Source organism: Rhizobium sp. SRDI943, from assembly GCF_057653695.1.
In genome coordinates, this window is record NZ_CM172787.1 from 3,820,176 (window position 1) to 3,841,833 (window position 21,658).

The following is a 21,658-nucleotide window of genomic DNA, read 5'->3' on the forward strand; positions in this document are numbered from 1 at the left end:
TGCATTATAGCAGGCTAGCCCCGACGTTGATCGCAAGCGCCAGGATCGTCGTATTGAACAGGAACGACAGCACGGCATGCAGCAGCGTCAGCTTGCGCATGCTGGTCGAACTGACCGCGACATCCGCCGTCTGTGCGGCAACGCCGATGGTGAAGGAGAAATAGAGAAAATCCCAGTAGCCGGGCTCTTCGATCCCGTCCGGAAACTTCAGCCCACCCTCCTCGTCCGCCCCGCCATAGAAATAATGGGCATAGTGGATGGTGAAGAGTGTATGCAGGAAGATCCAGGAAATCAGGATCGTCAGAACCGCAACACCTGCCCGCGCCAGCGCGACGTCAGGTGCCGCCTCCTTGATCGAATGAAGCTCGAGGCCGATCCCGGCAACGCTGGCAAGGGCGGCACCGATCGACAGAGCCAGCAGGACGGTGTCGGAGAAATCGAGATCCTCCGAACGTTTCCGGATGCTTTCGACCGTCGCCCGCAGCATCTTGCGCCAGCTGAGCGCGACAAAAACGCCGGCGCTGACATTCCAGCCGAACAGGATATTGCCGGCGCTGACGTCGCGTGAGGTCAGCGCCAAGAAGACCACCAGTCCGGCAACAACGGCAAAGATGAAGCTCGCATGCTTGTAGGCAAATGCTGCAAGCGAATTTGCCCGTTCCTCATCCGCCATATCGGTCTCCGACAGCATATGCCCTTGATAACAGCATGAAAAAGGCGCGCCTGCCAGCCGGCAGCCGCGCCTCCGATTGTGGCCGAGCCTTATCAGGCGGCGGCGAGCTGCAGTTCCTTCTGCACCATGGTGCGCAGCGTTCCGAGATCCTTGGCGAAGGCGCGGATGCCTTCGGCGAGTTTTTCCGTCGCCATCGCGTCTTCGTTCATCATCCAGCGGAAGGTCTTCTCGTCGACGGAGACCTTCGGATCCGGCTTGCGGCTCTCCGGCGAGAGCTTGCGCTCCAGCTTGCCTTCATCCTTGGCGAGCTCGTCGAGCAGGTTCGGGCTGATGGTCAGGCGGTCGCAGCCGGCAAGGGCTTCGATTTCGCCGGCGCTGCGGAAGGAGGCGCCCATGACGATCGTCTTGATGTCGTTCGCCTTGTAGTAGTTGTAGATTTCACGGACGGAGATGACGCCCGGATCTTCCTCGGCAGTGTAGTCCTTGCCGGTCGACTTCTTGTACCAGTCGAGGATGCGGCCGACGAAGGGCGAGATCAGGAACACTTTGGCGTCGGCGCAAGCGATCGCCTGGGCCTTGCTGAAGAGAAGCGTCAGGTTGCAATCGATGCCTTCCTTCTGCAGCACTTCGGCGGCGCGGATGCCTTCCCAGGTGGAAGCGAGCTTGATGAGGATGCGGTCCTGGCCGATACCGCGATCCTTGTAGGCGGCGATGATGGCCCGCGCCTTGGCTAGCGAAGCCTCGGTATCGAAGGAAAGATCGGCGTCGACTTCGGTCGAGACGCGGCCCGGGACGAGTTTCACCAGGGCTGCACCGACGGAGATGGCGAGGCGATCGGCGACGGCGGAAGAAACGGCTTCGGGATTGCCGCCCTGCTTCTTGCCCCAGGCGACGGCTTCCTTGATGGCGTCGGCAAACATCGGCGTGCCGAGAGCCTTGAGCACGATGCTCGGGTTCGTCGTGCAATCGACCGGCTTCAGGCGGGCGACGGCTTCGATGTCGCCGGTATCGGCGACCACGGTGGTAATCTCGCGAAGTTGGTCAAGCTTGGATGTCATGGTCAATAATCCTTGTTGAACTTGGGCTGCGACCGGCGCGAGTTCCGCCGGGCAAAGGTGATCTACCGACAGGTTGTTTGCATGCTGCAGGCGAAAATGCGCGCATCCGTCACGGATGATTCATAAACGTGAAGGACAGTGGCCGTGTTCCGGCCGCGAACGAACGGCTGCTCGCACGCAAACGATACCGCTTGCGGCTGGAAGGCCGGTCGTGACTTTCGGCATGCCCGCACTATGTCCTCCTCGGACGGACAAGAACGACGTGTGTCACCCGGACTATCGCCATTCGCCTTGCGAAAAGTCAAGGACATTTGTGCATTTCAATTGACATAAGTGTCACACCCGTCATTATCCCCGGCAACAAAAGTGTCGCTAAGGCCTTCATCCCATGAGGGATCTAGGGCAGGAAATCGTGCGGAGGAGATGTGGTCAAGCTCAAACGCGGCACGCACACGGCCTATTCGGAGGCATCCTCGCTGCGGCTCAGGGCGGCATGGCTCTATTACAACGAGGGCCTGACCCAGAAGGACGTCGCCGAACAGCTCGGCATCAGCCGCACCACGGTGATCCGCCTGCTCGACGAGGCGATGAAACGCAGCGAAGTCCAGATCTGGATCAACGATTCGATTGGCGACTGCGTTGAACTTTCGGTGAAGCTGGAGCGTGCCTATGGCCTCGACGAGGCGATCGTCGTCCCTGCGCCGGTCAATGGCGACGTCAATTCGCTGGCGAGAAATGTCGGTCTGGCGCTTGGCCAGTTCCTCTCCGAAGCCATCCCCGACGACTATACCATCGGCGTCGGCTGGGGCCGCACCATGACCGCCTCGCTGTCGAGCTTCCGGCCGCCGCGCCGCGCCAATTGCAAGGTCGTCTCGCTGCTCGGCGGCATCGTTGCCGTGCATCAGACGAACCCGATTGATTACACATGGCGGCTGGCAAACCAGCTTGGCGCCGAATGCTACATGTTCCTGGCGCCGCTTCTCGTCGATTCCATCGAGACCAAACGTAATCTGATCGAGAAATGCGGGCTGGACACGATCTACCGTCTCGCCGAAAATCTTGATCTGGCGATCGTCAGCTGCGGCGATATCGGCCCGCATTCGACCTCGCTGTCGGAGGGCTGGATCTCGAAGGCCGAGCTGCAGGAGTTGATCGATGCCGGCTGCGTCTGTGACACCATGTTCAACTTCCTCGACAGGGACGGCAATTCGGTCGACCACTCGATCAATCGGCGCGTGATGTCCGTCGATCTCGACACGCTGAAGGAGGCAAAGCACATCGTGCTCTCCTCCGGTGGCGCCCATCGGGCCGTGGCAATCCGCGCGACGATCAAGCGCATCGGCTGCAACACGCTGATCACCGATGAAAGTGCTGCCCGGGCATTGCTGGAATTGGCAGAAGCCTCGCCGCCCGTCTCTTCTCCCCAGCGGGGAGAAGTGCCGGAGCGATGAGCGGCGACCACGCCGCTCCGTCCGGAAACCCCTCAGGCGTGCGCCGATTCCCAGCCGAGCATCGCCCGCTTGCGGGTGAGGCCCCAATGGTAGCCCGTCAGCGCGCCGTTCTTGCCGAGCGCCCGATGGCAGGGCACCACGAAGGAGATCGGGTTTGCCCCGACCGCCGCACCCACGGCGCGCTGCGCCGTCGGACTGCCGATATCGTTGGCGATATCGGAATAGGTGACGGCCTTGCCGAAGGGGATTTTCAGCAGGCTCTGCCAGACGCGTACCTGGAAGTCCGTGCCGATCAGCACGACACGCAGCGGCTGGTCCGAGGACCATTTGCCGGGCTCGAAGATGCGGGCTGCGTAGGGGACCGTCGCCTGCAGGTCTTCGACATATTCGGCGTTCGGCCAGCGGCAGGTCATATCCTCGAGGCAGGCTCTCTCGTCGCCGGAATCGCTGAAGGCAAGGCCGGCAAGGCCGCGGTCGGTCACCATGATCAGCGCCACGCCGAAGGGGCAAATGTGGAAGCCGTAGCGGATGATGAGACCGCCGCCCTTGGCCTTCCATTCACCGGGCGACATCGCCTCATGGGTGACGAAAAGATCATGCAGCCGGCTCGGCCCGGAAAGGCCGACCTCGATCGAGGTCTCGAGCAGCGGCATGTCTTCCTTGCGCAGCAGCCGCTTGGCGTGGTCGAGCGTCACCGCTTGCAGGAAGCCCTTGGGCGATAGTCCTGCCCAGCGGGTGAAGGTCTTCTGCAGCTGGGTCGGCGACTGGTTGAGCCGCGCCGCGATCGCCTCCAGCGAAGGCTGGTCGCGGTAATCCTCGGTGATGAGTTCGATCACCCGACGGACAATGTCATAATCAGGGCCGTCAGGCGTGATGTCTGTCTGCAGGTTGGCAATCATATTCATCGTCTTTCTCCTTGTAACAAGGAGATAGTCAAGTGGGGGTGAGCAAACCACCCGATTCTTGCGCATCCGCCGGATAGGTTCAGATCCGCTGCTTGACCGTCGCCAGCGCTCCCTTGAAGGCTTTGGCGAAGCTTTCGCGATCGTCGGGATTGAGGAAGGAGCCGATATCCGTGCGCCGGCCCTCGCCGAAGATATGCATGGAAAGGATGCCGATCTCCTGGTGCCGGCGAACGAGGAAGCGTGCCCAGAACGGATTGAAATGATGCTCCACCATCCGTCCTGATGGCGCAAACTTGCGCACCGACACGTCCGTACGTGACACCGTCACCTGTTCGTGCGCTTTCCCGGAGCGGTAATTCAGCCAGAAAGCGCCGTAGAGAAGCAGGAAATCCAGTCCGAAGAAGAAGCCGATCGGCCAGGCCCCCGTCGCGATGAAGAACGTGCCGTAAAGCAAGCAGACGGCACCGGATAGGGCAAGCAGCACCTTGAAGCCCCGGCGGCCGAGCGACCGGTGGGGAAAGAGCTCGGCAGCGAAAACAGGCTGCTCATTGAAGCTGTCGGCGTTGCTTTCCATCATGGCTGCTGAGTATAGAGTTTCCATGGCGAATCCGAAACTCAAATCCGTTACCAAGACGCCGCAGGGCACGAATGTGATTGCCCGCCGCAAACCGGCGGCAGCGGTGCGCACGGCCTATTCGCTGACCGAACGCGAGGAGATATTCCGCCGCTTCTCGGTGCAGCGGCCGGAACCGAGGGGCGAGCTCGAGCACACCAACCCCTTCACGCTCGTCGTTGCCGTCGCGCTTTCAGCGCAAGCGACCGATGTTGGCGTCAACAAGGCGACGCGCGCGCTCTTCAAGGTTGCCGATACGCCGGAAAAGATGCTCGATCTCGGCGAGGAGCGGCTGCGCGATTACATCAGGACGATCGGCCTCTACCGCAACAAGGCGAAAAACGTCATCGCGCTCTCGCAGATGCTGATCGACCAATTCGGCGGCAAGGTGCCGGAAACGCGCGACGAACTGGTGAGGTTGCCGGGCGTCGGCCGCAAGACCGCCAATGTCGTGCTTTCCATGGCCTTCGGCCAGGCGACGATGGCCGTCGACACACACATCTTCCGCATCGCCAATCGCACCAGGCTTGCCCCCGGCAAGACACCAGACGAGGTCGAGGCGCGGCTGATGAAGGTGATCCCGAGCCATTACCTCTATCACGCCCATCACTGGCTGATCCTGCACGGTCGCTATACCTGCAAGGCGCGCCGCCCCGAATGCGAGCGCTGTATCATCGCCGACCTCTGCAAATCGCCGGAGAAGAGTTGGGATGTGCCGGCGCCGCTGGTCGAGCTACCGCCGCAGGTGATCGGCGAGGCCGTCGAGTAGGACTGCGATCGCCTGCTCGTAATGCCGCCTTTCAGCGCCCGCCTCGATCGCGATCGCCGCGCGATCGAAGGCCGCCGATAGCAGCGACGTCAGCGGTTCGAGCATGGCGCCGGCCTCTGGAAGCATCGCTGCAAGCCCTGTCCGCAGCGTCGCTTCCGCATTCTCTGCATCGATCGCCGCACTCGCCAGCGGGCCGAGAACGGCAGGTGCCTCGATCAGCAGCAGCTGCGTGCGCCCATGCCCCATCATCGCATCGAAATAGGCCGAGGCACCGGCGATCAGCATGGCACGCGGCGCGTCGTAGGACGCCGAACGCGCCTCGATCGCCGCGGTCACCGCTTTCGCCTCGCATTCGATAACCGCCCTAAAAAGCGCCTTCTTGTCTTCAAAATGATGGTAGAGCGCACCACGCGTCACTCCCGCCGCCGCGACGATCTCCGGCGTCGCGGTTTCGGCATAACCTTTCTCGACGAAGAGACGTCGACCGGCATCGATCAGTGCCTGTCTCGTCTGCTCCGTTCTCTCGCGATTGCTGCGGCCCATGCACACCTCTTTACATACAAACAGAATGTATGTTAATAGACAAAAACATACAGATTGTATGTAAAAAAGGAGGAAAACGAGATGAAATCGACGAGCTATTATCCTGTCATGATGACCGACGACGTTGCCGGCACCGCCAGCTTCTATTGCACGCATTTCGGCTTCAAAGCTCTGTTCGAAAGCGACTGGTATGTTCACCTGCAATCGGCAGAGGAGGAGCATATCGCGCTTGCCATCCTTGACGGCAGCCACGAGACCATCCCGGCCATAGCCCGCGGCAGGGTGTCCGGCCTTCTCCTCAATTTCGAGGTCGGCGATGTCGATGCGATCTATGCAGCCTGCCGGAGCGCCGGCCTGCCAATTCTGAGAGAAATCCGCGACGAGGATTTCGGCCAGCGGCATTTCATCACCGCCGATCCGAACGGCGTGCTGATCGACATCATCAAGCCGATCCCGCCGAGCGCCGAATTCGCGGCGATGTACGACACCTCCGCCCTGCCCGCTTGAGTCTTAGGCACGCAAACCGGTGTCCTTAGCGGAAACCAACTTGTGCAGATGCACCATCATACCGGCGGCAAAAAGCGGCGTCAGAAGATTGACGATCGGGATCGCCAGGAAAAGGGCGATCATCAGCCCGCCGAGAAAGACGGTGGAGGCATGCTTGGCGCGGAAGAGCCGCGCCTCATCCGGCGAACGGAAGCGCATGGCGGCGAATTCGAAGAATTCCCGTCCGAGCAGATAGCCGTTCACCAGAAAGAACGCGACCAGATTGACGCCGGGTATGAACAGCAGCAGCAATGCCAGGATATTGCCGAGAATCACCACACCGAGAAACTTGATCGAGCTTACCATCGCCGGACCGAGCGGCATGGCGGTGCCCGGCGCGTCCTTGGGATAGTCGCGCTTTTCGATGACCTCGGCGACGTCGTCGAGAAACAGGCCGGCAATCAGCGCCGTCACCGGCGAGAGCAGCAGCGCCAGCATGAGAGCAAGGCCGATTCCGGCAAAAATTGCGAAGATGAGAGCGAACCACCCCGCCCAATCCGGCATATCGGGAAAGAAGCTCGTGAGCCAGGGAAAGAGAAAGGCCATGAAGGCCCCGCGCAGCGCGAACCAGAGGCCGACAAGCACGAGAACCGTCAGGCCGAGCACCTTCCAGAAGACAGAGCGTGTTTCCGATGCGAACAGATTGGCGAGCGAAAGTCGAGCGGCGTCAAGAATCATGTCTCAGGCGTCTCCGGTTGCGCCGAAGATGTAGGGAAGATGCGGGCCACCGACAAGAGAGAATAAAATTGCATTCAGTAATAGAAAACTTGTCGAAAACCAAATACTAATATAATATTGTGGCATACATGAAATACGCACGGGCCTGAGAAGCAGCTTCCGAAATAGTTGCAAAGACAAGGGGTCGCAACAGCGCATCCACGGAACGCCTCTGAGGAAGATGGGGAGGCTGCCGTGGAAGACTTTGTGCAAAAACTCAGGCAATACGCAAAAACCGGCACACCCGCCGAGCGCCGTATCGCGAAATATTTCACCGAACATCTGAACGACCTGCCATTCGAGACGGCTGCGTCCGTTGCCGACAGGCTGGATCTCTCGCCGATGACCGTCGGGCGCTTCCTGCGCTCGCTCGGTTATCAGGGATTGGACAGCGTCAAGGTGGAGATTCGCGAGACCGTGACGACATCGCCGGCGCAATTACAGAGCGCCATGAGCGAGCTGCATGCCGACGCCGCGGAGGGCAAACCGCTGGCCGTGCTGGTTGCCGAACAGATCCAGGCCCTCCATCATATCTATCATCTGACGGCGCAGCCGCACTGGTCGGAAGCCGTCGGCTTGATCAGCACTGCCCGCGAAGTGTCGATCGCCACGCATGCGCGGCTCGCAAGCCTGGCCAATCATTTCTGCCAGCGGCTGACACAAGCCCGCGACGGCGTGCGCACGCTCGACGCCGCCGACAACCGTTTTGCGGAACTCTTCGCCCGGCTGGCGGTCGACGACGCACTGCTCGTCATCATCGATTGTCGCCGCTTCGCCAAGGCGCGGCTGCTTGCCAGAACGGCGCGGCGCTACGGCTATAAGGTCGTGCTGATTTCGCCGCAGCAAGCGGACTGGATGGCGGACCAGTCGAACGTCATGCTGCCTCTGCCGCCCGCTCGTGCACCCGATCTCGACAATCTTCCGCCGCTGATCGCGCTGCTCGATTGCCTGTCGGAATCCGTCATCCTCCAAGTCGGAGAAGAGGCGGCACTTCGCCGCCGCCGCATGATGGAGTTCGCGACCGTGCTCGGCGAGACGGCGAACCACTAATTTTAAAAGGATCATGCGCAGATTCAAAGTGATGGAGCGCCGCGCGGCGCTCTATTGCATCGTTTCCAATTCGGCGCGGTGCCGGTGCATGGCGAGAAGTCGGCGGTAGTCGCGGTCGTAGAGCGCCTGCTTCGCCTTGTCGGGAAGCCGTTCGTCAGCGCCCGGATACATCGCCTCGCCGGCCGCCGCCAGATCCTTGTACAGGCCGCAGGCGACGGATGCTGCGATCGCCGTGCCGAGCAGCACTGCCTCGTTCATCTTCGGCACCACGACCTTGCAGCCGGTCGCATCGCTATAAAGCTCCATCAGCACCGGGTTCTTCACATGCCCACCGGCGATATGCAGCGTATCGGTCATGTAACCGTATTGCTTCATCATTTCCAGAATATGGCGGATGCCGAGCGCAATGCCCACCGCAGAGCGCCAATAAAGCGCGCAGAGCCCGTCGAAGGACGTATCGAGCGTCAGTCCACTGACGACGCCGACCGCATGCGGATCGGCGAGCGGCGAGCGGTTGCCATGGAAATCCGGCAGCACGAAGATCCGCGCACCGAAGGCATCGCCCTCCTCGGCCCGCAATTCGGCGATCCGCGCGACGATCCTCTGATGCAGCGCCGCCGTCGGCTCGCCGCCGGCCGCATGCATGCGCACGATGTGGTCGAGCAGCGCGCCGGTCGCCGATTGCCCGGCCTCCACCAGCCAGGATTGCGGGAAGACAGCCTCGTAATAGGGACCCCACATGCCATGGCTCGGCTTGCGCTCCCGCGAGAACGTAACGATGCAGCTCGATGTGCCGGCAATCAGCGCCAGCTGGTGCTCGCGTTTGACAGGATCAGCGGCATAGCCGCCGAGCGCGCCGAGTGCGCCGGCATAGGCGTCGATCATCCCGGCAGCGACACGGCAGTCCACAGTCAGCCCCAGCGCTTCTGCCGCTTCCTCAGTCAGCCGGCCGACGCTGTCTCCGACAGGCGTGGTCTCATCCGGCAGGTGGCCGCGCGCCTGAAGGTCCTCGAGGCCGATCCGCTCCAGGAAATCCTGCTGCCAGCCCTTTTCGAGATGGGCGAGATAGTTCCATTTCGCCGTCAGCGTGCAGCGCGAACGGGCGGCCGATCCGGTCGATTTCCACGTCATGAAATCGGCGAGATCGAAGAAGTAGCCGGCCTTTTCCCATGTGGCGGGCAGCTTTTTCTTCAGCCACATCAGCTTCGGCATTTCCATTTCCGGCGACATCACGTGGCCGGAATGTTCGAGCACCCTGTGCTCCGTCGCCGTGCAGAAATCGGCTTCCTTCAGCGCCCGGTGATCGAGCCAAACGATCGTGTCGAAACGCCGGTCGCCGCCTGTGGAGACGCTGAGCTGCCGGCCCTCGATGTCACGGACGACGAGCGAGCAGGTGGCGTCGAAGCCAATCGCTCCGACCGAGGCGGCGGCGATGCCGGATTGCTCCACCGCCCTGCGCACTGCCGTGCAGGCGGCCGACCAGATGTCTTCGGAATCATGCTCGGCATGGTTTTCGCGTGGCCGGTTCATCACGATCGGATGCTCGGCCTTGGCAAGCAGACGGCCGCGTACATCGAAGACGCCGGCGCGCGCGCTGCCCGTGCCGATATCCACCGCAACCACATGATCACGCATCAAGTCTTGGTCCCGTCCAGCTTATGGTTGCGGACAAGGTGTATCAAATCCGGCATGGCGTCAAACACCACATCAGGCGAAAGGCGGTCGAGTTCGGCACGATATCCGGTGAAATTGGCGTGTGATCCGCCGGTGAAGGCAAAGACCGTCATGCCTGCTGCCTTGGCGGCGGCAATGCCGGCCGGGCTGTCTTCGACGACAAGGCAATGAGCCGGCTCGACCTGCATTTCACGCGCCGCATGCAGGAAGAGATCGGGCGCCGGCTTGCCGCGCTTGACCATCGTTGCGCTGAAGATGTCGGGCAGCCTGTCGAGAAGCCCGGTCACCGACAGCGACAACCGGATTCGCTCCATCTGGCTGGAGGAGGCAACGCAGCAGCGAACGCCCAGCCCGTCGATCGCCGCGGCGATACCGTCGATCGGCTTCAGTTCCGTGCGAAAACGAGCGTAGAGTTCGATGCGGATACGCTCGAGGAATTCCTCGTCGGCATGGACGTTGAATTCGGTTTCCAGCGTATCGATGAGGGTCGACAGGCTGCGGCCGAGAAAACGCTCATAGGCCTGGTCCTCGGTGATCGAGACGCCGAGATCGTTCATTGCCCCGACGAGCACGCTGATCGAGATCGGCTCGCTGTCGACGAGTACGCCATCGCAATCGAAGATCACCAGCCGTGTTTCAGCATCAGCCATGCAAGACCCAACCTGAGTTCAATTCGGACGCGTTACCGTCCCGCTTCACTCGCAAGGCCGGATGAATGGCGGCAGTAGAGACCGCCACCGAATTTCTTACACTGCGAGCTTGCCGTCGAGATAGAGCTGCAGCGTCTCCCGCGTGCCCTTTTCCCACAGGGTTTTGAGAGCATGGGCAAAACGCTTGCGGAAAAGTTCGGATTTCGCCACTTCGCCGAAAATATCGTCGAAGACGAGGAAGGCCGATGGATCGTCCTTGGCTTTCAGCGCTGCCGCATGCAGGCGCTCTGCGCTCGCGTCGTTGAAGACGATATCCTTGCCGCTGTCGGTCTTGCCGGCGAAATAACGGCACCAGAGTGCCGAAACCAGCGCCAGACCGACGACGTCCCTGCCCTGACTCAAATTGTCGAGCGTCGACGGCAGGATGAATTTCGGTTGGCGGTTCGAGCCGTCCTGCGCCAGCCGCGGAATGGTGTCGGCAATCTTCGGATTGAGCAGGCGATGTTCGATCAGCGCGAAATAATCAGTCAGCGACGTGTTCGGCACCGGCGGCACGATCGGAATGATCTCGTCTTTCTCGAGTTTGGCGAGGAAGGCGCGGATCAGCGGGTCTTCCATGGAATCATGCACGAAGTGAATGTCCATCAGCGCCGCCGGATAGGCGATCGCGGCATGCCCGCCGTTGAGGATGCGGATCTTCATATGCTCGTAAGGCGTGACATCGGCAACGAAGGTGACGCCGACCTTTTCCAGCGCCGGCCGGCCGGCGGTGAACTTATCCTCGAGCACCCATTGCTTGAATTCCTCGCAATAAACCGGCCAACTGTCCTCGATCTGGAAATTGTCCCTGAGGAAATCGATCTCGCGCTGGCTGGTCGCCGGCGTGATTCGGTCGACCATGGCGTTCGGGAAGGCGACATTCGCCCGGATCCAGTCGGCAAAGGCAGGGTCCGAAAGTGCCGCCGTGCCGACGACGGCATTGGCGGTGACGATGCCATTATGGGGAATGTTGTCGCAGGACATGACGGTGAAGGGTCCGATGCCCTTGTCCTTGCGCGCCTTCAGGCCGGCGACGATCAGGCCGAACACCGTCTTCGGCGCGTTGGGGTTCTCTCCGTCTGCGGCGATCGCCGGATGGGCCGGATTGAACGTGCCTGAGGCATCGATGAAATAACCGCCCTCGGTGATCGTCATCGAAACGATGCGGATTTCGGGATCGGCAAGCCTGGCGATGATCGCAGCGGCATCGCCGACCGGCAGGATGTCGATCATCGGTGCGGTGACGCGCGCCGCCGTCTTGTTGTTGTCCTGTTCGACCACCGTCGTCAGGAAATCCTGCGCCGCAAGCTTTTCGCGCATCGCCGCATCCGACGGCAGCACGCCGGCGCCGACGATCGCCCAGTCGTGATCCGTGCCGGCGTTGAAGAGATCGTCGAGATAGATCGCCTGGTGGGCACGGTGGAAATTGCCGACGCCGAAGTGCACGATGCCGGCCTTCAGCGACGCCCTGTCATATCCAGGGATGGCAGCAGTGCGCGCCACATCCGAAAGCGTTGCCAGCGATAGTTTGCACGTCATGTTTCAGTCCTCTTGAAGGTCTTGCCGAGACGGCCGGGCGCCATCGTCCGGCTCGCATGCCTGCCCTCCGGCCCGGCCGGCTGCCTCAGATGGCAAGACCGCCTTCGTTAAATTTATGAATACGCGAACGGTCCGGCGTCAGGAAGACCGTATCGCCCGCTTTGGCGGCGAAATCGCCGCTGCCGCGCGCCGTCAGCATGCCGATGCCATCGGCATCGATATGCAGGAAAGTGTCGGAACCAAGATGTTCGGCGACCACGACCCTGCCCTTCCAGTCGCCGCTTTCCATCGACAGCAGCACATGTTCGGGCCGGACGCCGATGGTATGAGCATTGAGCGCGGCGGCGTTTTGGCCGGTGATGAAGTTCATCTTCGGCGATCCGATGAAGCCGGCGACGAAGAGGTTCAGGGGACGGCTGTAGAGTTCGAGCGGCGATCCGACCTGCTCGATATTGCCCCGGTTCAGGACGACGATCTTGTCGGCCATGGTCATCGCCTCGACCTGGTCGTGGGTGACGTAGACCATCGTCGTCTTCAGCTGCTGATGCAGCTCGCTGATTTCGAGGCGCATGTTGACGCGCAGCGCCGCATCGAGGTTCGACAGCGGTTCGTCGAACAGGAAGGCCGAAGGCTGGCGCACGATGGCGCGGCCGATCGCCACGCGCTGGCGCTGGCCGCCCGATAGCTGGCGAGGCTTGCGCTCGAGATAATCGGTGAGGTTCAGCACCCGGGCGGCATCGCTCACCTTGCGGTCGATCTCCGCCTTGTCGATCCCGGCCATCTTCAGCGGGAAGGCGATGTTGTTACGCACGCTCATATGCGGATAGAGCGCATAGGACTGGAACACCATCGCAAGGCCGCGCTCAGACGGCGCCTTTTCGGTGGCGTCCCTGCCGTCGATGACGATCTTGCCGCCGGAGACGTCCTCGAGCCCGGCGATCAGCCTGAGCAGCGTGGACTTGCCGCAGCCCGACGGACCGACGAAGACGACGAACTCGCCGTCCTTGATGTCGAGATCGATCGAAGGGATGACCTTGGCTTCGCCGAAGACCTTGGAAACCTTCTGAAGGGTAATGCTGCCCATGTTTCTCTCCCGTTTATGTTATTTCACAGCGCCGAAGGTCAGGCCGCGGACGAGTTGTTTCTGGCTGAACCAGCCAAGGATCAGGATCGGCGCGATCGCCATCGTCGATGCCGCCGAAAGCTTGGCGTAAAACAGACCCTCGGGGCTGGAATAGGAAGCGATGAAGGCCGTCAGCGGCGCCGCCTTCGAGGCGGTGAGGTTGAGCGTCCAGAACGCCTCGTTCCAGGCAAGGATGATGTTCAAGAGCAGCGTCGAGGCAATGCCGGGCACGGCCATCGGCGTCAGCACGTAGACGATCTCCTTCATCAGCGACGCCCCATCCATGCGCGCCGCCTCAAGGATCTCGCCGGGGATTTCCTTGAAATAGGTGTAGAGCATCCAGACGATGATCGGCAGGTTGATCAGCGTCAGCACGATCACCAGGCCGGTGCGCGTGTCGAGCAGGCCAAAATTGCGGAACATCAGATAGATCGGGATCAGTGCGCCGACCGGCGGCATCATCTTGGTCGACAGCATCCACATCAGCACGTCCTTGGTCCGCTTGGTCGGCGAAAACGCCATCGCCCAGGCGGCCGGAATGGCGATGATCAGGCCGATCAGCGTCGAGCCGAAGGAGATGATCACCGAGTTCATGAAGTGGCTGAGATAGTTCGACCGGCTCTGCACCTCCGCGTAGTTCTCCGTCGTCCAGTGGAAGAACAGGAACTGCGGCGGCGAGGCGATGGCATCGGCTTCCGACTTGAAGCTGGTGAGAAACGTCCAGAGAATCGGGAAGAAGATCAGGATGCCGAGCGTCCAGGCGATCGCGGTGACGATGAGCTTGCGCTTGGTTGTGACTTTTCTGGCCATCTCAAGCCTCCAGATTCTTGCCGACGAGGCGCACGAGGAAGATCGCGACGATATTGGCGAGGATAACAGCCACGATACCACCGGCCGATGCCCCACCGATATCGAACTGCAGCAGCGCCTGGGCATAGACGAGATAGGTGAGGTTGGTGCTGTCGGTGCCCGGCCCGCCATTGGTGGTGACGAGGATTTCGGCAAAGACCGAAAGCAGGAAGATCGTCTGGATCAGGATCACCACGGTGATGGCGCGCGCCATGTGCGGCAGGATGATGTAGATGAACTTCGAGATCGGACCGGCGCCGTCCATTTCGGAGGCTTCCTTCTGCTCCTCGTCGAGCGATTGGAGCGCCGTCAGCATGATGAGGGTGGCAAAGGGCAGCCACTGCCAGGCGACGATCAGAATGACGGAAAACAGCGGCGCATTCGCCAGCCAGTCGATCGGCTGCAGGCCGAGCGCCTTGGCAAGATGGGCAAACAGGCCGTTGACCGGGTTCATGAACATGTTCTTCCAGACCAGCGCTGCCACCGTCGGCATGACGAAGAACGGCGCGATCACCAGGATGCGCACGATGCCCTGGCCGTACATCGGCTGGTCGAGCAGCAGCGCAAAGGCGATGCCGCCGATGACGGTGATCAACAGCACGCCGGCAACAAGCAGCAGCGTGTTGATCAGTGCGGCGAAGAAGGCCGGATCGGACAGGAAATATTCGTAATTCAGGAAACCGACGAAGCTTTCCATGCCGGGGCTGAGCAGATTGTAGTTCAGCAGCGAGAAATAGATCGTCATCGCCAGCGGGACGATCATCCACGCAAAAAGCAGCAGCACGGAGGGCGCGATCATCAGGCGCGCGGAGGAGCGGGTGTGTAAGGTTGCCATGGCAATCACCGATCTGGACTGAAGCGGGGAGCGGCCGCAAGGCAGCTTTGTCTGGAAAAAAGCGGCCGCCGATGCAGTTCGGGCAATCGGCGGCCCAGAGAGGCGGATTGTCAAGGATCCGCCTCTTGCTCAGGAGGTTTATTTTATGTAGCCGGCCTTGGTCATTTCGCGAGTGGTCAGTTGCTGTGCCGCCTGCAGGGCCTGGTCGACCGAGAGCTGGCCGGCAAGAGCTGCGGAGAACTGCTGGCCCACCGCCGTGCCGATGCCCTGGAATTCCGGGATCGCCACGAACTGGACGCCGACATAGGGAACCGGCTTGACGGTCGGCTTGGTCGGATCGGCCGACTCGATCGAGTCGAGCGTCATCTTGGCGAACGAAGCCGCCTTCTGGTAGTCCGCATTCGCATAGAGCGATTTGCGGGTGCCCGGAGGTGCGTTCAGCCAACCTTCCTTCTCGGCGACGAGGTTGCTGTATTCCTTGCTCGTCGCCCAGGCAACGAACTTTTCAGCAGCTTCGGCCTTCTGGGTACCTGCTGGAATGGCGAGGCTCCAGGCCCAGAGCCAGTTGCCGCGCTTGCCGAGGCCCTTGTCCGGGGCGAGCGCGAAGCCGACCTTGTCGGCGACCTGCGACTGCTTCGGATCAGCGACGAAGGAAGCGGCAACCGTTGCGTCGATCCACATGCCGCACTTGCCGGTCTGGAAGAGCGCCAGGTTCTCGTTAAAACCGTTGGAGGAGGCGCCTGGAGGACCGGCATCCTTCATCAGTTTGACGTAGAAGTCGAGCGTGTCCTTCCATTCGGGCTGGTCGAACTGCGGCTTCCACTTCTCGTCGAACCAGCGTGCGCCGAAGGAATTGGACATGGCCGTCAGGAAGGCCATGTTCTCGCCCCAGCCGGCCTTGCCGCGCAGGCAGATGCCGTAGATTTCCTTGTCCTTGTTGGTGATCTTGCGGGCAGCATCGGCAACGAAGTCCCAGGTCGGCGCGTCGGGCATCTTCAGGCCGGCAGCTTCGAACAGGTCCTTGCGGTACATGACCATCGAGCTTTCACCATAGAACGGCGAAGCATAGAGCTTGCCGTCCACAGTCAAGCCGCTGCGAATTGCCGGCAGCAGGTCGTCGACGTCGTAATTGGCGCCGAGATTGTCGAGCGGCAGCAACCAGTCCTGTTTTGCCCAGATCGGAACTTCATAGGTGCCGATCGTCAGAACGTCGTACTGGCCGCCCTTGGTCGCGATATCGGTCGTGACCTTCTGGCGCAGCACGTTTTCTTCCAGGGTTACCCATTCAAGGTCGATACCGGGGTTCTTCGCCTTGAAATCATCCGTCAGCTTCTGCATCCGGATCATGTCGCCGTTGTTCACGGTCGCGATTGTCAGCGTTTCGGCCGAAGCCATACCGGCAAACGCCAGTGCTGAGCAGGCGCCCAGCAGAAAAGTTCTCAATGTCATAATCTTCCTCCCAGAAGATGGGGTGTGAGCATTCGCTTCGCTCATGGGCAATTACTCAATAAACAACAAGGAATGTCAATCGACAATCGTTGCTGCGGTGCCGAAGGCGATGGTCATCCTATTGATTTAACGAGAATATTTTTTGCTCAGTTCCTGAGCAAAAACTCAGCCGTCTCTTCGTCGGTGATCAGAGCGTTGATTTGATGGCCGACAACCGCAGCCCTGATCGCCTTGAACTTGCGCTTGCCCTTGGCCAGCCCAATGACCATCGACGCGTCGCGGGACGGGATCGGCGCCGACGCGACGCGCTCGTTGATCGGGTTGTCGATCAACCTGCCATCGACATCGAAGATCCAGCCGCAGATCTCGCCGACAGCACCCCCGCGCATCAGCTCCATCATCTCGTCCTTCTCGAGAAAACCGTCGACGCAGAGCGGCCCATCGATGCCGAGCTCGCCGATGCCGACGAAGGTGACATCGGCTTGCGCACTCATATTCAGCGTCGAGCGCACCAGCTGTTGGCCATGCAGCAGCTCCCGCTCCTCCGCCGAGGTGACGAGCACCGGCAGCGGCATCGGATAGTGCCGCGCCTTCACCGCATCGGCCATGCTGAAGATGACGTTGTAATAGGCCGCCGATCCGTCCGGGGCGATATTGCCGGTCAGCGAAACGATGCGGTGATTGGGACATTCGATCGCCGGAAGCTGGTCGACGGCCGCCTTCAGCGTGCGGCCGGTACCGATGGCGAGCACGATCGGCTCCGGCCGTTTCAGCCACCGCTCGATCTCGGCCGCGGCCGCCTCGGCGATACCGACCGTCGTCGACGACGATGCGGGATCGCTCGGCACCACTTCCACATGTTTCAGCCCAAATTTTCGCCGCAGCTGACTGCCGAGCTCCAGGCAGGCGGCGATCGGATGATCGAGCCGCACCTTGATCAGGCGCTCGGCGACCGCCAGCGACACCAGCCGCTGCGCCGATTGCCGCGAGATGCCCATCGCAGCGGCGATTTCGTCCTGCGTGCGCCCGGCGACGTAATAGAGCCAGCCGGCACGCGCCGCATCGTCGAGCCGTGCAGGGGTCTCGGATCTTTTTACCATTTACTGCCTACCGCGCGAAGTGAGCCGGCGTGCCGCCGCCGAACATGATCTGAGTCTGTATCGCCAGATCAAAACAAAATTCCGGCAAATGTCGAGCCTGTTGCAAAGTGGACCGCTAAATAACCGCCATCACTCCGGCAAACCCGCTCAGGCAAACCATTGCACGACGAGATAGATCGCCGCCTTCACGAGACCGTAAATCACCCCGCCGGCGACGACGAGCGACACGGCCGTCATCACGAAGCCGATGAGCGCGAAGAGCCCGTCACGGCCCAATATGCCGAAGGCGAAGACCGAGATCGTGACCGCCGGCAGGATGTTGCCGAGCGGGACCGGCAGCAACAGCACGATCGACAGCAGCAGGCATGCCGCCCCGGCAAGATATTCCGCCGGCGGTTCGGCGAAGATCGCAAGCCGCGGTTTCAGCATGCGTTCGGCCCAGGCGAGCCAGCGATGGATGCGGCCGACAATGGTCTCGAAATCCTCCCGCCGCATCGAACGGTTGGCAATCACCTTCGGTAGCCAGGGTTTCAGCCCGAAGGTCAGTTGCGCTGCCAGGAAGACCAATGGCGCCCCGAGCACTGCCGAGGTGCCCGGCGGAGTGGGAAAGGCATTCGGCAGCGCGAAGATCAGCATCAACGCGCTGATCGCCCTGTCACCCATAGTATCGAACAGATCGCCTATCGAGATCCGTTCGCGGCTCTGGTCGGCGGCCATCTGCCGCAAAATGGATGAAAGGCGGCGGCCTTTGGGACGTGGTCTTCGGATGGTACTGTTTTCTCTCGTATCGATGGTCGTGGGTCCGGCAGTTGATAAAAGTGTAGGGCCGGATTCTGGCGATGCAATATGCCAATTGAATGACTTGTGGGGTTAGAAATTGCGGCCGCGATCGAAGCCGATGGGCTTGGGCTCACCGGATTTCTCCAACGTCTTGCCATGACGGAATGAAAGACGGAAAACCGTCGCGCCTATCCGATCTCCCCACCTGCGGGAGAGATGTCAAGCAGAACAGACGGGGTAGCACACGACACGACCCTAAAGCCGGCGACACCACCGCCGAATGAGCGCTTGAAATTCCCCGCCAACAATGCAAGCAGACGGTGGGAGACCAGAAAAACGGCAGAGTGGCAATGATCATTTCATTCGACATCGGCGGCACCGCTATCAAGGGCGGCATCGCCCACTCCGAGATAGACATCCTTCCCCTCGGCCGCCGCCCGACGCCCAAGGATGATTTTGCCGCGTTCGTCGAGACCCTGCGCGACATCATCGCCGAAACCGGCGAACAGCCGAGCCGCATCGCCCTCTCCATCGCCGGCGTCGTCGATCCCGATACGCAGCGCCTGATCTGCGCCAACATTCCCTGCATCCACCACCGTACGCTTGGCGCCGATCTCGAAGTCGAGCTCGGCCTGCCGGTGCTGATCGCCAACGACGCCGACTGTTTCGCGATGGCCGAAGCCGGTCTCGGCGCCGGCCGCGGCCACCGCATCGTCTTCGGCGCCATCCTCGGCACCGGCGTCGGCGGCGGCCTGGTTGCCGACGGGCGCCTCGTCAACGAGGCCGGCGGCTTTGCCGGCGAATGGGGTCATGGGCCGATCATCGCATCTGCGGCCGGCAATCCGCCCGTCGCCATTCCCGCCTATGCCTGCGGCTGCGGCCAGAGGGGCTGCGTCGACACCGTCGGCGGTGCCCGCGGCCTGGAGCGGCTGCACCAGACGCTGCACGATCTCGACCTTTCCAGCGAGGAGATCATCGCTCAGTGGGGGCGTGGGGAGGAAAAGGCGACAAGGACGATCGACGTCTATGTCGATCTCGTCGCCTCGCCCTTGGCGCTGACGATCAACATCACCGGCGCGACCATTGTGCCGGTCGGAGGCGGGCTTTCCAATGTCGAGCCGCTGCTTGCCGAGCTCGACCACGCCGTGCGCGCCCGCATCCTGCGCAAGTTCGATCGCCCGCTGGTGGTGCGCAGCGAATGCCGCATCGAACCCGGCCTGATCGGCGCAGCGCTTTTGGGGCTGAAGGCCGAGACGGCGGCTTAAAGCACCGGCCACATCCGCACGATCGCTGCGAACCGATCCCAGTCCTTGCGCGCAGAAGGCGTCCAAGCAGCCTCGGCGACCGCTGGGAGACGCGGGAAAACCAGCCGGTTGAAATAGGCACGCGAGAGGAAATTTTCAGTCCAGATGCAGGCCTGGATGCCGCGCATCTTCTCCTGCAGCGCCGCCGGCAGCTCGCCCTCGGCCTCGTAAGCGTAGGTGTGTTCCGGCAGGCTGAAGCCCGCCCAGCTCGCGCCGGGCTCGCCCCAGGCTTCCGCTTGCGCCATGTCGAGATAATAGGCCTGGCCCGGCGTCATCACCACGTCGTAGCCCTCCTGTGCCAGCTCGATGCCGACGGCGGGCTTTTCCCAGGCCATCAGCAGCGTGCCGTCGCGGTCGACGCCGCCGCCATGCGAAACCTCGTTCCAGCCGACGAGTTTCTTGCCGCGATCCGACAGCATGGCTTTGATACGTTTCAGGAAATAGGATTGCAGCTCGGCAGTGCCTGCCAGTTTCTCCCTCTCCATCAGCGTCTTGCAGAGCGGCGAGGAAAGCCAGGAGCCGTGCGCCACTTCGTCGCCGCCGATATGGAGATATTCGCCGGGAAACAGCGTCACCATCTCGTCGAACACCTTACCGAGAAATTCATAGGTGAATTCCACCGCCGGACTGAGGGCGTTGTTCGAATAACCCTGCACCGAGCGGTAACTATCCGGCGCCTCCTGGCCGTCGACGAGCTCGGGCAGCGAGAACAGCGTCGCCATGCTGTGGCCCGGAATATCGATTTCCGGCAGTACCTCGATATGCAGCGAGGCTGCATGCGCAACGATCCGCTTGGCATCCTCCTGCGTGTAATGACCGGAGCGCGTTTGCGCCCCGTCGCCGAGCTGCGGCACGAGCACTTCATCCGGCCCGCGCCGGGCGCCGATCTCCGTCAGCGCGGGATAGGCCTTGATCTCCAGCCGCCACGCTTCGTCATCGGTCAGATGCCAGTGGAAGATGTTGAGCTTGTTCCAGGCGAGAATATCGATCAGCCGCACGACGTCTGCCACCGGATAGAACTGCCTGGACACATCGAGATGGCAGCCGCGCCAGTCATAACGCGGCTGGTCGGCAATCGTGCCGAAATTGGGGAATTTGAAGCGCTCAGGATCGGCGCGGGCGCCGTGCAGCAGTTGCGCCAGGCTGATCAGCCCGTAATGCCGCCCGGCGGCATCCGCACTCGAAAGCACGATCTCATGCGCGGTAAAACGCAATTCATAAGCGAAGGCGGCGATCGACGATTCGGTGACGAAACGAATGGCCCGCCCGCCTTCGACGGCACCGAGGGAAAACGGCATATTGTCGGCCGGATAGAGCCGCTGGTAGAGCTCCAGAACCAGCGAGAGCGCCTTGACCGCATCAGGGCGCGTCCGCTCGGCCGGATAAAGCACGACCGGCAGCTCTCCCGCCTTCAACCCGAGCGCCAGCGGCCAGGGCAGTAGCGAATAAGGTTCCTCGGCCCGGCCCGGCGGCAGAAGCGGCGGCGCCACGCCACCATCCCGGCCTTCGAGCATGAGATCGCCGAAACCAACAGGAACGTGGCGTCCGTCGCCAAGTGTCAGATAGGCCGACTTGACGCCGGCCGTGACATGTTTCGGCTCCCTGGTCAGTCCCTCGACAGTGAAGCGCCAGCGCCCACCGGGCGGCACGCTCAGGTCTTCGGGCGGCAGGAATTCATGGAAATGCGCGACCCGCCGCTTGAGGCTGCCGCCGTCGCAGACATGTTTGTCGGCAACCCGCGTCTCTGACGTATAGGCGAGCGAGAAGCCGGACAGCGGCTCGGTCGAAAGATTGAAAAGCATGAAGGTGAGGCGCCCGAAACTGCCCTCGATCGGGCTCCAGCTTGCTTCCAGATGGTAATCGGCCATGGTCGTGCTCTGCCTCGTCGCTGAGTGGCCGGGATCGCGGTTGGTATCCCGGCATGCTTTGGCAGCTTAGCTTTTTCGAGGCGGCAATGGAATCGGCGCACGAGGACCTGTAGCCAAGGAAAA

At 61.7% G+C, this 21,658-nt stretch carries 21 protein-coding genes; 5 read left to right on the forward strand and 16 right to left on the reverse strand.

Annotated features, from left to right (window positions below; all coding sequences use genetic code 11):
- Positions 1-4: 4 nt before the first annotated feature.
- Positions 5-673, reverse strand: a complete 669-nt coding sequence (locus AC245Y_RS19320; protein ID WP_017995235.1) for a DUF1345 domain-containing protein — start codon at positions 671-673, stop codon at positions 5-7.
- Positions 674-765: 92 nt separating this feature from the next.
- Positions 766-1,731, reverse strand: a complete 966-nt coding sequence (gene tal, locus AC245Y_RS19325; protein ID WP_003543075.1) for a transaldolase — start codon at positions 1,729-1,731, stop codon at positions 766-768.
- 425 nt (positions 1,732-2,156) lie between these two features.
- Here tal and AC245Y_RS19330 point away from each other — a divergent pair, with 425 nt between their 5' ends.
- Positions 2,157-3,182 carry a sugar-binding transcriptional regulator gene (locus AC245Y_RS19330; RefSeq protein ID WP_017995236.1) on the forward strand — a complete coding sequence of 342 codons (1,026 nt, stop codon included), beginning with the start codon at positions 2,157-2,159 and terminating at the stop codon, positions 3,180-3,182.
- A 32-nt stretch (positions 3,183-3,214) separates the two neighbouring features.
- On the opposite strand, the gene AC245Y_RS19335 is transcribed toward AC245Y_RS19330, so the two are convergent.
- Complete coding sequence (locus AC245Y_RS19335) at positions 3,215-4,087, reverse strand: methylated-DNA--[protein]-cysteine S-methyltransferase (RefSeq protein WP_012759061.1); 873 nt, start codon at positions 4,085-4,087, stop codon at positions 3,215-3,217.
- A 79-nt stretch (positions 4,088-4,166) separates the two neighbouring features.
- The gene (locus AC245Y_RS19340; RefSeq protein WP_017995238.1) at positions 4,167-4,664 is read right to left on the reverse strand and encodes a DUF2244 domain-containing protein; all 498 of its coding nucleotides are present in this window, start codon (positions 4,662-4,664) and stop codon (positions 4,167-4,169) included.
- On the opposite strand from AC245Y_RS19340, the gene nth reads away from it, so the two are divergent.
- Positions 4,663-5,469: an endonuclease III gene (gene nth / locus AC245Y_RS19345; protein ID WP_020487035.1), complete on the forward strand. Its 807-nt coding sequence runs from the start codon at positions 4,663-4,665 to the stop codon at positions 5,467-5,469. The two genes, AC245Y_RS19340 and nth, sit on opposite strands and share 2 nt — an antisense overlap.
- Here the strand turns inward: nth and AC245Y_RS19350 are convergent.
- The gene (locus AC245Y_RS19350) at positions 5,434-6,012 is read right to left on the reverse strand and encodes a TetR/AcrR family transcriptional regulator (protein WP_026157481.1); all 579 of its coding nucleotides are present in this window, start codon (positions 6,010-6,012) and stop codon (positions 5,434-5,436) included. The two genes, nth and AC245Y_RS19350, sit on opposite strands and share 36 nt — an antisense overlap.
- Before the next feature lie 81 nt (positions 6,013-6,093).
- Between AC245Y_RS19350 and AC245Y_RS19355 the strand changes: the two genes are divergently transcribed.
- On the forward strand, positions 6,094-6,519 hold the full coding sequence (locus AC245Y_RS19355) for a VOC family protein (protein ID WP_011653606.1): 426 nt from the start codon (positions 6,094-6,096) through the stop codon (positions 6,517-6,519).
- Between the two features lie 3 nt (positions 6,520-6,522).
- Here the strand turns inward: AC245Y_RS19355 and AC245Y_RS19360 are convergent, their stop codons facing one another.
- Complete coding sequence (locus AC245Y_RS19360) at positions 6,523-7,236, reverse strand: sulfate transporter family protein (protein ID WP_012759065.1); 714 nt, start codon at positions 7,234-7,236, stop codon at positions 6,523-6,525.
- A gap of 234 nt (positions 7,237-7,470) precedes the next feature.
- Between AC245Y_RS19360 and AC245Y_RS19365 the strand changes: the two genes are divergently transcribed.
- Complete coding sequence (locus tag AC245Y_RS19365; RefSeq protein ID WP_003543085.1) at positions 7,471-8,325, forward strand: MurR/RpiR family transcriptional regulator; 855 nt, start codon at positions 7,471-7,473, stop codon at positions 8,323-8,325.
- A gap of 51 nt (positions 8,326-8,376) precedes the next feature.
- Here AC245Y_RS19365 and AC245Y_RS19370 read toward each other — a convergent pair whose 3' ends face one another.
- The 9 genes from AC245Y_RS19370 to AC245Y_RS19410 all read right to left on the reverse strand — a co-directional run bounded on the left by AC245Y_RS19370 (position 8,377) and on the right by AC245Y_RS19410 (position 18,300).
- Positions 8,377-9,960: an FGGY-family carbohydrate kinase gene (locus tag AC245Y_RS19370; RefSeq protein ID WP_026157482.1), complete on the reverse strand. Its 1,584-nt coding sequence runs from the start codon at positions 9,958-9,960 to the stop codon at positions 8,377-8,379.
- Positions 9,960-10,649 carry an HAD family hydrolase gene (locus AC245Y_RS19375; protein ID WP_017995242.1) on the reverse strand — a complete coding sequence of 230 codons (690 nt, stop codon included), beginning with the start codon at positions 10,647-10,649 and terminating at the stop codon, positions 9,960-9,962. Before AC245Y_RS19375 ends, AC245Y_RS19370 begins: the two co-directional genes overlap by 1 nt.
- A gap of 96 nt (positions 10,650-10,745) precedes the next feature.
- Positions 10,746-12,227 carry a mannitol dehydrogenase family protein gene (locus tag AC245Y_RS19380; RefSeq protein ID WP_017995243.1) on the reverse strand — a complete coding sequence of 494 codons (1,482 nt, stop codon included), beginning with the start codon at positions 12,225-12,227 and terminating at the stop codon, positions 10,746-10,748.
- 85 nt (positions 12,228-12,312) lie between these two features.
- Positions 12,313-13,311 (reverse strand): ABC transporter ATP-binding protein, encoded by a 999-nt coding sequence (locus AC245Y_RS19385; RefSeq protein WP_012759069.1) that lies wholly within the window; start codon positions 13,309-13,311, stop codon positions 12,313-12,315.
- A gap of 18 nt (positions 13,312-13,329) precedes the next feature.
- Positions 13,330-14,160 carry a carbohydrate ABC transporter permease gene (locus tag AC245Y_RS19390; RefSeq protein WP_012759070.1) on the reverse strand — a complete coding sequence of 277 codons (831 nt, stop codon included), beginning with the start codon at positions 14,158-14,160 and terminating at the stop codon, positions 13,330-13,332.
- 1 nt (position 14,161) lies between these two features.
- Positions 14,162-15,034, reverse strand: a complete 873-nt coding sequence (locus tag AC245Y_RS19395) for a carbohydrate ABC transporter permease (protein ID WP_020487036.1) — start codon at positions 15,032-15,034, stop codon at positions 14,162-14,164.
- 138 nt (positions 15,035-15,172) lie between these two features.
- A complete protein-coding gene (locus tag AC245Y_RS19400) occupies positions 15,173-16,483 on the reverse strand; it encodes an ABC transporter substrate-binding protein (protein WP_012759072.1) in 1,311 nt (436 codons plus the stop codon).
- A 146-nt stretch (positions 16,484-16,629) separates the two neighbouring features.
- Complete coding sequence (locus AC245Y_RS19405) at positions 16,630-17,583, reverse strand: sugar-binding transcriptional regulator (protein ID WP_003543131.1); 954 nt, start codon at positions 17,581-17,583, stop codon at positions 16,630-16,632.
- Positions 17,584-17,730: 147 nt separating this feature from the next.
- On the reverse strand, positions 17,731-18,300 hold the full coding sequence (locus AC245Y_RS19410) for an exopolysaccharide biosynthesis protein (RefSeq protein ID WP_245274032.1): 570 nt from the start codon (positions 18,298-18,300) through the stop codon (positions 17,731-17,733).
- 413 nt (positions 18,301-18,713) lie between these two features.
- Here AC245Y_RS19410 and AC245Y_RS19415 point away from each other — a divergent pair, with 413 nt between their 5' ends.
- Positions 18,714-19,628 (forward strand): ROK family protein, encoded by a 915-nt coding sequence (locus tag AC245Y_RS19415; protein WP_012759075.1) that lies wholly within the window; start codon positions 18,714-18,716, stop codon positions 19,626-19,628.
- On the opposite strand, the gene AC245Y_RS19420 is transcribed toward AC245Y_RS19415, so the two are convergent.
- Positions 19,625-21,535 carry a beta-N-acetylhexosaminidase gene (locus tag AC245Y_RS19420; protein ID WP_017995247.1) on the reverse strand — a complete coding sequence of 637 codons (1,911 nt, stop codon included), beginning with the start codon at positions 21,533-21,535 and terminating at the stop codon, positions 19,625-19,627. The two genes, AC245Y_RS19415 and AC245Y_RS19420, sit on opposite strands and share 4 nt — an antisense overlap.
- Positions 21,536-21,658: the final 123 nt, after the last annotated feature.